This is a genomic window from Herbaspirillum huttiense, assembly GCF_004367745.1.
Classification (GTDB): Bacteria; Pseudomonadota; Gammaproteobacteria; order Burkholderiales; family Burkholderiaceae_D; genus Herbaspirillum; species Herbaspirillum huttiense.
The window spans coordinates 2,903,550-2,914,690 of sequence record NZ_CP037993.1 but is presented as its reverse complement, the minus strand read 5'-3'; the positions used below and the strand labels follow the sequence as shown (position 1 = coordinate 2,914,690).

Sequence of the window (11,141 nt, the reverse complement as noted above, 5' to 3'; positions counted from 1 at the left end):
TGCCGGATTCTACCTTCCCGGCTCCCCTTGTTGATGAACAGGCTACGGAGTCAATGTTCCTGCGCCAGGCGCGCGGCCTTGCGTTCCTGCCTTGCCTTCTTCTTGCGTTCGTACCAGTAGTGCGCACGGTCCAGGTAAAGGTAGACCACCGGCGTGGTGAAGAGCGTGAGCGCCTGCGACAGCACCAGGCCGCCGACCATGGCATAACCCAGCGGACGGCGCAGCTCGGAGCCGGCACCATGGCCGAGCATGAGCGGCAGGCCCGAGAGCAGGGCGCACATGGTGGTCATCATGATGGGACGGAAGCGCAGCAGGCAGGCCTGGTAGATCGCTTCTTCCGGCTTCAGGCCCTGGGTGCGCTCGGCGGTGAGGGCGAAGTCGATCATCATGATGCCGTTCTTCTTGACGATGCCGATCAGCAGGATGATGCCGATCAGGGCGATCACCGACAGGTCGTAACCGCCGATCATCAGGATCAGCAGTGCCCCCACGCCGGCCGAGGGAAGCGTGGAGAGAATGGTCAGCGGATGGATGTAGCTCTCGTAGAGCAGGCCCAGCACGATGTAGACCGCGATCAGGGCGGCCGCGATGAGATAAGGCTGCGAGGCCAGCGAATCACCGAAGGCCTTGGCCGTTCCCTGGAAGTTGCCCACCAGGGTCTGCGGCACGCCCATCTCGTCCTTGGTCTTCTGGATGATGTCCACCGCCTCGCCCAGCGAGACGCCCTTGGCCAGGTTGAAGGAAATCGTCACCGCCGGGAACTGGCTCTGGTGGCTGATCGACAGGTAAGAGGTCTTGGTGGTATCGACCTTCACGAAGGTCGACAGCGGCACCTGCTGGCCGGTCAGGGGCGAGGTCAGGTAGAGTTTGTCGAAGAGTGCAGGATCCTTCTGCAACTGTGGCGTCACCTCCAGAATCACGCGGTAGCTGTTGATCTGCGTGAAGTATTGCGCCACTTGGCGCTGGCCGATGGCGTCATAGATGGTGGCGTCGATGAGCGAAGGCGAAATGCCGAAGCTGGAGGCGCGTGCGCGGTCGATGGTGATGACCGCTGCTGCTGCCTGGTTCTGCTGGTCGGAGGCCACGTCGGTCAGCTGCGGCAGCTGCCGGAAACGCTCCAGCATGCGCGGTGCCCAGACGTTCAGTTCATCGAGGTCGGTGTCGGTGATGGTGTACTGGTACTGGGTGCGCGAGAGACGGCCGCCGACGTTGATGTCCTGGCTGGCCTGCATGAACAGGTTCACGCCTTGCACCTTGGCCACCTGCGGACGCAGGCGCGCGATGACTTCGTCGGCATTGGTGGTGCGGCCTTCATCCTTGGGTTTCAGTGCGATGAAGAATTGTCCGGTATTGAAGGTGGTGGAACCGGCGCTCATGGCAAAGCCGATCACGTCCGGATCCTTGCGCACCACCTCGGCCACCTTCAGCAGCCGTTCCTGCATGGCCGCCGAAGACGTATCCTGGGCCGACTCGGCAAAGCCGACGATGACGCCATTGTCTTGCTGCGGGAAGAAACCCTTGGGGATGAAGATGAACAGCACCACCGTCAGGGCCACCGTGGCGATGAAGCTCATCAGCGTAATGAACTGGTGCTTCATCACCACGTCGAGCCCGCGCTTGTAGCCATTGAGCATGGCATCGAAGCAGCGCTCGAACCATTGATACAGCTTGCCGTGCTGGCGGCCATGCTCGTTCTTGAGGAAGCGCGAGCACAGCATGGGCGTGAGGGTGAGCGAGATGATGACCGAGACCGCAATGGTCAGCGTGACCGTCACCGCAAATTCGCGGAACAGCCGCCCGACGATGCCACCCATCAGCAGCAGCGGAATGAACACCGCCACCAGCGACACCGAGATCGAGATGATGGTGAAGCCGATCTCGCCCGCGCCCTTGAGGGCGGCTTCCAGCGGCGACATGCCTTCCTCGACGTAGCGGTAGATGTTTTCCAGCATGACGATGGCGTCGTCCACCACGAAACCGACCGCAATGGTCAGCGCCATCAGCGAGAGGTTGTCGAGGCTGTAGCCGACCACGTACATGACCCCGGCCGTGCCCATGATGGCCAGCGGCACCGTGACCGACGGGATCAGGGTGGCCGCCACATTGCGCAGGAACACGAAGATCACCATCACCACCAGCGCGATGGTCAGTACCAGGGTGAATTCCACATCCTCCACGGAGGCGCGGATGGTCTGGGTGCGGTCGATCAGGGTATTGACGTTGATCGCCGCCGGGATGGCCGCGCGCAGGCGTGGCATGGCGGCCTTGATGCGGCCCACGGTCTCGATCACGTTGGCCCCGGGCTGCTTGGTGATGGCCAGCACGATGGAGCGGCCATTGCTGATGGTGTGATCGGCGGTATTGGCCGCACCGGCAAAGGCCCAGGCGGCGATCTTGTTGTTCTCCGGACCGTCGATGGCGATGCCGATGTCCTTGACGCGGATCGGCGCGCCATTGCGCCAGGCCAGGACCATGTCGTTCCACTGCTCGGCCTTGAGCAACTGATCGTTGGTATAGACGGTGAAGGCCTGGCGTGCGCCATCGACCGTCCCCTTGGGCTGGTTCACGGTGGTGGTGGCGATGACGCCGCGAATGTCTTCCAGGCTGATGCCCAGCGTAGCGATCTTGGCCGGATCGACCTGGATGCGCACGGCCGGTTTCTGCTGGCCGTTCACGCTCACCAGGCCCACGCCCGAGATCTGCGAGATCTGCTGGGCCAGGATGTTGTCGGCATAGTCGTTGACCACCGTCAGCGGCAGCGCATCGGACTGCACCGACATGATCATGATGGGCGAATCGGCCGGATTGATCTTGCGGAAGGTCGGCGGATTGGGCAGGTTGGCCGGCAACTGGCCGGTGGAGGCGTTGATGGCGGCCTGCACGTCCAGCGCGGCGGCATCGATGTTGCGGTTGAGGTCGAACTGCAGGGTGATCTGGGTACTGCCCAGGGTGCTCTGCGAGGTCATCTGCGAGAGACCCGCGATCAGCGAAAACTGGCGTTCCAGCGGCTGTGCCACGTTGGAGGCCATGGTCTCGGGACTGCCTCCCGGCAATTGCGCGGTCACCTGGATGGTCGGGAAATCGACCTGAGGCAAGGGCGCGACCGGCAACAGCGGCCACACCGCGATGCCCACCAGCAGGATGGCGATGGCCAGCAGCGTGGTGCCGATGGGGCGCTTGATGAAGGCGGCGGAGACGCTCACTTGGTGCTTCCTTTCGCGTCAGCGTTGGCGGCAGGCGCAGCAGCAACAGCGCCCTTGGCCGGCTGCGGCTTGCTTTCCACGATGCGGCTGCCCGGCTTGAGCTTGTACTGGCCGTCGATGACGACGCGCTGGTCTGCCGTCAGGCCGCTGTCGGCGGCCAGGACGGCGACGCCGTCCTGGATGCGGTCGACCTTGACCGGCTGCATGTTGGCCTTGTCGTCCTGGTCGATGGCATAGACATAAGTGCCTTGCTGGTTGCGCTGGATGGCGGCAGCGGGCACGGTCAGGGCGTTGCCGTGGCTGTTCATCTGCAGGCGGGCATTGACGTACTGGCCCGGCCACAGCTTGTGTTCGGCATTGTCGAAGCGTGCCTTCAACTGCACAGTGCCGTTGGTGGTGTTGATCTGGTTGTCCAGCAGGATCAGCTTGCCGGTGGCCAGTACTTCCTGAGAGTCGCGCGCATAGGCGACCACCTTCAGCGGCTGCTGGCTGTTGCGCTGGGCCCGGTTGATGCCGACCACGGCTTCTTCCGGCAGGGTGAAGACCAGCGTGATCGGATCGATCTGGTTGATGACCACCAGGCCATTGGCATCGGCCGCATGCACGATATTGCCCGGATCGACCAGGCGCGCACCGACACGACCCGAGAGTGGCGCATTGATGGTGGTGTAGCTCAGTTGCACCTTGGCATAGGCCACCTGCGCCTCATCGGTCTTGACCGCTGCCTCCAGCTGCGCCACCAGCGCCTTCTGCGTATCCAGCTGCTGCTGGGTGGCCGCATCCTGGCTGCGCAGGGTGGTGTAGCGCTGCAGGTCCAGGCGCGCATTCATGAGGGTGGCCGCATCCTTGGCCCGTTGCGCCTCGGCCTGCGCCAGTTGCGCCTGCAGCGCACGCGGGTCGATCTGCGCCAGCAGTTGTCCCTTCTTGACCTCCTGGCCTTCCTCGAAGCCGACCTTGTCCAGCTGGCCGTCGATGCGGGTCTTGACGACCACGCTGGCATTGGCGGTGACCGTGCCCACGCCGGCCAGATACAGCGGCAGATCGCGCTCCTGCACGCGGGCCACCGAGACCGATACCGGTGGTGCTGTCTTGGCTGCGGGCTGATCGGCTGCGGTGGCGCGTTGCATGGCGCTCCAGCCGCCGACGCCGGCGGCCAGGATCAGGGCCGTCGCCACGACGATGGCCAGCGGGGAGCGTTGCGGAGTCGGGGAAGTCTTGGGGGAGTTGGGTGAGGTGGTCATGCCTGAAACTCGTCCTGGAAAATGCACATGGGATTCGGAAGATGGGCCGCGCACATCAGCGCGCTGCCATCGGTGCCTGCATGCTGGCCGGATCGGTCTGTCCGACCTGCCAGCCACCGCCGGTGGCCTTGATCAGCGCCACGCTGGCGACCAGCTGGCGGCCCAGCAGGGTGACTGCGCTGCGCTGGTTGGTCAGGGAGGTGGCCTGGGTGGTGACGACCGACAGATACGTCACGGTACCGGCCTGGTACTGGCTCATCGCCAGCCGTTCGGCCAGCTGCGCCGATCTGACGGCCTGGGCCTGGGCCGCGCTTTCCTGATCCAGCACGCGCAGGGTGGAGAGGTTGTCTTCCACGTCCTGCAGGCCGGCCAGGACGGTCTGCTTGTATTGCGCAGCGGCAGCGTCATAGGCCGCCATCGCAGCGTCGTTGCGGGCAGTGCGCGCGCCGCCATCGAAGAGCGTCTCGGCCAGCGCTGCACCCAGCGACCAGACGCGGCTGGGCGTGTTGAACAGGTCGGCGAACGAGGCGCTGTTGTAGCCGCCGGTGGTCGACAGGGTCAGGGTCGGGAAGTAAGCCGCACGGGCCACGCCGATATTGGCGTTGGCGGCAGCGGCCAGGCGTTCGGCATTGGCGATGTCGGGGCGGCGCTCCAGCAGGTCGGAGGGCAAACCTGCCGGGATCTGCGGCAGGCTGGCCTGCAGGCGCAGGGCATTGGCATCCATGCCGCTGTCGGTGGGCGCCGCGGCTGGCAGGGGAGCCAGGCTGAAGGCCGCCGGTGCCTTGCCGATCAGCATGGCGATGGCGTGTTCCAGCTGGTTGCGGGTGGCGTCCAGGTCGATCAGCTGGGCCTGGGCCGAGCGCAGCTGCGTCTCCGCCTGGGCCACGTCGGAGCGCAGGGCGGTACCGGCTTCGTATTGATGCGTGGTCAGTTGCAGCGAACGGGTATAGGCCTCGACCGTGCGGCGGTACAAATCCTTTTGCAGGTCCGTCACGCGCAGTTGCAGGTAGTTCTGCGCCAGCGTGGCCTGGATCGCCAGGCGGGCCGCGGCCAGGCTGGCGGCACTGGCCTGGGCGCTGGCATCGCCGGCCTCGGCACCGCGCCGGATGCGGCCCCAGACGTCCGCTTCCCAGGAGGCATTCAGGCCCACGGTGTAGCTGTCGCCCAGGCGTTGCACGCCGTTGGTATTGGTCTGCGCCCGGGTCGCACCGGCCTGCGCGCCGACGGTCGGCCACAGGCTGGCGCGCGCCACGGCGGCCGTGGCCTGGGCCTGGCGATACTGGGCAGCGGCTTGCTGGATGGTCTGGTTGGCGGCGTTGGCCTGATTGACCAGGTCGTTGAGGATGGGATCGCCATAGGCTTCCCACCAGCGTTGATGGTCATCGGCCTGGCGCGGCGCGGCCACTTTCCAGGGGCCTTGTTCCTTGTAGGCCTGGGGCAGATCCATGGCCGGGCGCACGTAATCGGGCCCGACCGCGCAGCCGCCCAGCAGCGCGGCCAGCACCAGTACCGTCATTCCCTTCTTGGCGCGGAAGGGGGAGTGTTGTGGGGGATGAGTGAAATGACGAAGACGGGCGCTGGCTGCGACGCGGCGAAACGGGACGACCATAGGGCTCACGATGATGGCTTGCGGATGAAGGACTGGCCGGCCACGCGGCACCCCTCAGCACCCGAGGCCGACCCCTGCTTACCGCGCTAATGTAAGCCCGGCCGCTCAACGCGAGGCTGACATCAACATGACAATTTTGTCAGCCAGGACGTACACCGACATAGGCAGCCCGCGGCCGGATCAGGCTGCCGCCGCGGCCCTGTTCCAGCGCATGGGCGATCCAGCCCAGCGAACGCCCCAGCGCAAACAGGCCGAAGGCACTGCCGGGCGGCAGGTGCAGATGGCGCCGCACTGCGGCCAGGGCAAAGTCCACCGAGGGGGGATGGCCGGTCAGTTCGCGGACCACCTCGATGGTTTGCTGCCAGCGCGGATGGACCGGCAGCAGCGGTGCCAGCAGGGCGGAAGCGCGCACGTCACCCTGTGGATAGAGATGGTGGCCAAAGCCGGGCAGCTCTTCGCCGCGCGCCAGCCGCTGGCGCAGGCTGGCGGCGGGATCGTCCTGTTCATCCAGCGTCTCGAGCAGGGCTTCGACACGCGCCGTGGTGCCGCCATGCAGCGGCCCGGACAGCGCGGCCAGCCCGCCGATGACGGCCGCCTGCAGGTTGGCGCCGGTCGAGGCGATGCATCGGGCAGTAAAACCCGAGGCATTGAGTTCGTGGTCGGCGCACAGCACCAGGGCACGGCGTACCAGCTGCGCACCGGCCGCATCCAGTCCCCAGGCGCTGGCACATTGCTGGTGCAGGGGCGCGGTGGAAGGCGCCGTTCCGAGCAGGCAGGCGGCCAGGCGGCGTACCAGCAAGCCGCAGCTGGCCAGCTGGCGCGGCAGCGGCAGGTGCCATTGGGCGCCGATGTCTTCGGCGCAGGCCAGGGCAAACAGCGGCAGCAAGGTCTGCTCGGCGCGGCCTGCGCTCCACTCGGACTGGACGCTCTCCGGCCGCGGCGGCCGGGCCGGCGGCACCGGGCCGAAGGCATCCTCCACCGCGCAATCCCAGAGCAGGGCGGCAACCTCTTCGACGCTGGCCTCGGCGCTCAGGGTCACGGCATCATGGCCCCGGTAATAGAGCCGGCCGTCTTCGATCAGCGTGAGCGCCGATTCCAGCACCGGCAAGCCCCAGTCCAGTGCTGCCCGCGCCACCTCGCGCGGCTTGCGTCCACGGGAACGGCTGGCGGCCAGCCGCTCGACCTCGGTGGCCAGGTAGCGGCGGTCGCGGGCCTGCCCGCCGGGATGGGCGTGCAGCAGGCCGCGGCTGACGTAGGCGTAGAGCGTCTGGCGGGATACGCCGAGCAAGGTGGCGGCCTCGGAAGAGGAAAGATAGCGGCTCATGGGGGCCCTGAAAGACAGACAAGTTGATTAAATTAATCAATATTGACGATTAATTCAAGGCTAGTATCCTGCAGTCATCGCCTTTCATTCCGAGGATTGCCATGACATCCCTTTCCCCCTCGCAAGCCATGCTTGCCACGATGTGGAGCGCCCTCGACGGCGATCCTGACGCTCTTGCCGCCGTGCGCCTGACGGGCGAGGGCGGGTTGTCGTCGGTGTTTGCCACCACGGACCTGGCCCAGGCATCGATAGCGGCAGCCGGACTCGCGCTGGCCGGGCTGGTCAGCGATGCCGACGGGGCTTACCCCGAGGTGAGCTGCGATCGCCGCCTTGCAGCGATGTGGTTCAGCAGCAGCCTGCGGCCCGAGGGCTGGGCGCCGCCGCCTTTGTGGGATGCGGTAGCGGGCGATTACCGCGCCGCCGATGGCTGGATCCGCCTGCACACCAACGCCAGCCATCACCGTGCCGCAGCCCTGGCAGCGCTGGGGCTGGATGCAGGGCAGGCCACGCGCGAGGACGTGGGTCGTGCCGTCTCGGGCTGGCGCGCCAGCGAACTGGAAAGCGCCGTGGTAGCCCACGGCGGCTGCGCCGCCGAAATGCGCAGCCAAGCGCAATGGGCAAGCCATCCGCAAGGCGCGGCCGTGGCGGCCGAGCCGCTGGTGGCCTGCCGTTACTTCGATGCGGCTGCGGCCGCGCCGCGCCCGGTGGACCCGGTGCGGCCACTGGCCGGGGTGCGGGTACTGGATCTGACGCGGGTGCTGGCAGGCCCGACTGCCACGCGTTTGCTCGCCGCTTTCGGGGCCGATGTGCTGCGCATCGACCCGGCCTCGTGGGAGGAGCCCGGCGTGGTTCCCGACATGACGCTCGGCAAGCGTTGCGCCGGACTGGACCTGCGCCAGCCAGCCGGGCGCGCCGTGCTGGAAGCGCTGGTGCGGCAGGCCGACGTGATGGTGCACGGGTATCGTGCCGATGCCCTGGAGCGCCTGGGGCTGGGTGCGCCTCGGCGGCGCGAACTGAACCCCGGGCTGGTCGATGTGGCCCTCAATGCCTACGGCTGGAGCGGTCCGTGGTCGTCGCGGCGGGGCTTCGACAGCCTGGTGCAGATGAGCAGCGGCATTGCCGAGGCCGGCATGCGCGCCGCCGGCAGCGACAAGCCGGTACCGCTGCCGGTGCAGGCGCTGGACCATGCGACCGGTTATCTCATGGCGGCGGCCGCCGTGCGCGGGCTCACCCGGCGCCAGACCGGTGGCGGCAGCCAATACCGCTTGTCGCTGGCCCGTACTGCCCGCCTGCTGGCCGATTATCCGGCCGCCTCAGGCCAATCGCCGCTGGCCCCCGAAACGATGGCCGATGTGCATCCGCATCTGGAAATGACCGTCTGGGGCCCGGCCCGGCGCCTGCGAGGCCCGCTCAGCGTGGGGGTGGCCGAGATGGCGTGGGACCGGCCGGCCTCGCCCTTGCGCAGCGTCCAGCCCGCATGGAGCTGAATTCATTTAGCATGGTGGTCTTCGTGAAAACAAACAACGAGACGGCAACATGAGCTTCCCCCTCAAACAACTGGCAGCAGCCAACAAGGGCCTGCTGGCCTTCATCGCGCTGATGGTGGTGTTTCGCAGTGCCATCGCCGACTACAACGTGGTGCCCAGCGGCTCCATGCTGCCGACCGTGATGGTGGGCGACCGCATCCTGGTCGACAAGCTGGCCTATGACCTGCGCCTGCCGCTCACCCACATCAGCCTGCTGCGCCTGGGCGAACCGCAGCGTGGCGATATCGTCACCATCGATTCGCGGCAGGCCGGCGAACTGCTGCTCAAGCGCATCATCGGCCTGCCAGGCGATGTGGTGGAGTTGCGTGACAACGTGCTCTTCATCAACGGCCAGCCCGCCAGCTACGGCCCGGCGCACGCGCGTCCCGAAAGCGGAGATGGCGTCGACCAGGCACACTACCGCGATGAAAGGCTGGACGGGATGAATCACCTGGTGCGCCTGTCGGAGGCCCATCCCAGCCTGCACAGCAGCTTCGGCCCGGTGGTGGTGCCGGCCGATCATTACATGATGCTGGGCGACAATCGGGACAACAGCATGGATTCGCGCTACTTCGGCTTCTTCGCCCGCAGCGAACTGATGGGGCGCACCCGTCGCATCGCCTTCTCCCTGGATGCCGACCAGTTCTACAAGCCGCGTCTGGAGCGTTTCGGCCGTCCCTTGGACGCGGTGACGATGCAGTAATGAGATTTCCGGGATTTTTGTCACAAAAATCTTCGTTTTTTTGCTGTCAATCGCTCAAGTTGTCCAAAAGCATGCCGTTATCAATGACGGAAAACATGCCTTTGTCATCTGGAGCACATCATTTCTCTCACCTTCATCTCCGATCCGGCCACCGGTCGCCGCAGGAATGCCGTCAGTCATGACGCCATCCTCGATGCCACTTATGTGATGCTCGAGGAGATCGGTTTCGACAAGCTCTCCCTGGAGGGCGTGGCGGCGCGCGCCGGCGTAGGCAAGGCTACCATCTACCGCTGGTGGCCCAACAAGAGCGCACTGGCCATGGAAGCGCTGCTGCGCGCGGTGGAACCCTTGCCGCCGCTGGGCGACAGCGGTTCGGCCCGCGACGACATCGAACAGCACATGCTGCAACTGTCCCAACTGTTGCGTGGCAAGTCCGGCCGGGTGGTGCGCGAGATGATCGCGCTGGCCCAGTTCGAGCCCGAGAGCCGCCGCATTTTCAACGACAACTACCTGGTGCCGCGCCGCCTGGCGCTGGTCAACGTGCTGCGCCGTGGCGCCCAGCGCGGCGAATTCCGGGAAGATGCCGACCTCAACCTGGTCTTCGACCTGCTGTACGCCCCCGTACTGCAACGTCTGCTGACTGGCAGCGCCGACATCGATGAACGCCAGATCCAGTCCCAACTGAAACTGGTCCTGGGCAGCATTGCGCTGTCCCAACCCCTTTTGACGCCAAGTAAAATTTCGAGCCAACAAACGTAAATTTTATTGAGCAGTACCCCGATTGCACCTAGAATCCGAGACGAAACGTATCGTATTGGTTCTGGGCAAGTGGACTTTTGCGTCAAAAATCAGCGATTCCGGGCCACCGGGATACGCTGAAAGCGCCAGCAGACGGCGGCTTTCGACGACAAGAATCCATCTCTTCCTCCGCAGAGGGCGCGGAGGACAGCCCTCGGGAAATGCGAGCCACCTGTTCAGCGGGTGACCTGCTTCTTCCCATGCACCGGTGCAGGCCGGCGCAATTCCAGACGACGTTGATCCGAACAGACATTGCCAGCATCCCTCACGGGAGACTGGCGCATGGTTGCCGCCGCGCATTTGGGCGTCGTCACGACGGCGCGTGGGCAACCCAGGGGCAGACCACACATGCAACATATGCCAGTGCAAGGGGGAAATATGCACAGCAACGCTATGCAGTCATGCCGGGGCGGTGATGCTTCCGGCGATGGCCAGGAATTCTGCCGCCGCTATCGCAAGATGCGGCGCTGGTGTCTCACCGGCTTCGTCGGCATTCCGTTTTTCCTGGGATTTCTCTGGCTGCAGTTCGTCGCCGCGCGCAGCGGCGGCGAATTGTTTTACGCCGATCACGTCTGCGATTGCCGTGAGGCAGTCTCGATGTGGGTACGCGATTATGTATGGACGCAGATGATCTGGCTGCCGGGCAACATGCTGTTCCTGCTGATCTGGATCGCGTTGGCAGTCAAGCTGTGGAGCGGCAAGCGCAGCGCAGGCTGAGCCTGCGCGTCATCAGCTGG

At 65.7% G+C, this 11,141-nt stretch carries 8 protein-coding genes; 4 read left to right on the top strand and 4 right to left on the bottom strand.

The annotated features are described in order from the left end of the window. Positions 1-50: 50 nt before the first annotated feature. The 4 genes from E2K99_RS13190 to E2K99_RS13175 all read right to left on the bottom strand — a co-directional run bounded on the left by E2K99_RS13190 (position 51) and on the right by E2K99_RS13175 (position 7,377). Positions 51-3,203 carry an efflux RND transporter permease subunit gene (locus E2K99_RS13190; protein WP_134222502.1) on the bottom strand — a complete coding sequence of 1,051 codons (3,153 nt, stop codon included), beginning with the start codon at positions 3,201-3,203 and terminating at the stop codon, positions 51-53. Continuing rightward, the gene (locus tag E2K99_RS13185; protein ID WP_134222501.1) at positions 3,200-4,444 is read right to left on the bottom strand and encodes an efflux RND transporter periplasmic adaptor subunit; all 1,245 of its coding nucleotides are present in this window, start codon (positions 4,442-4,444) and stop codon (positions 3,200-3,202) included. Before E2K99_RS13185 ends, E2K99_RS13190 begins: the two co-directional genes overlap by 4 nt. A gap of 55 nt (positions 4,445-4,499) precedes the next feature. After that, positions 4,500-5,960: an efflux transporter outer membrane subunit gene (locus tag E2K99_RS13180; protein ID WP_240733714.1), complete on the bottom strand. Its 1,461-nt coding sequence runs from the start codon at positions 5,958-5,960 to the stop codon at positions 4,500-4,502. Between the two features lie 232 nt (positions 5,961-6,192). Next, positions 6,193-7,377: a citrate synthase family protein gene (locus tag E2K99_RS13175; protein WP_134222499.1), complete on the bottom strand. Its 1,185-nt coding sequence runs from the start codon at positions 7,375-7,377 to the stop codon at positions 6,193-6,195. A gap of 101 nt (positions 7,378-7,478) precedes the next feature. Here E2K99_RS13175 and E2K99_RS13170 point away from each other — a divergent pair, with 101 nt between their 5' ends. The 4 genes from E2K99_RS13170 to E2K99_RS25890 all read left to right on the top strand — a co-directional run bounded on the left by E2K99_RS13170 (position 7,479) and on the right by E2K99_RS25890 (position 11,121). After that, a complete protein-coding gene (locus E2K99_RS13170) occupies positions 7,479-8,864 on the top strand; it encodes a CoA transferase (RefSeq protein WP_134222498.1) in 1,386 nt (461 codons plus the stop codon). A gap of 49 nt (positions 8,865-8,913) precedes the next feature. Beyond that, complete coding sequence (gene lepB / locus E2K99_RS13165; RefSeq protein WP_134222497.1) at positions 8,914-9,606, top strand: signal peptidase I; 693 nt, start codon at positions 8,914-8,916, stop codon at positions 9,604-9,606. Positions 9,607-9,714: 108 nt separating this feature from the next. Next, complete coding sequence (locus E2K99_RS13160) at positions 9,715-10,365, top strand: TetR/AcrR family transcriptional regulator (protein ID WP_338033896.1); 651 nt, start codon at positions 9,715-9,717, stop codon at positions 10,363-10,365. Positions 10,366-10,686: 321 nt separating this feature from the next. Then, positions 10,687-11,121: a hypothetical protein gene (locus E2K99_RS25890; RefSeq protein ID WP_240733712.1), complete on the top strand. Its 435-nt coding sequence runs from the start codon at positions 10,687-10,689 to the stop codon at positions 11,119-11,121. The last annotated feature ends 20 nt before the right edge of the window (positions 11,122-11,141 follow it).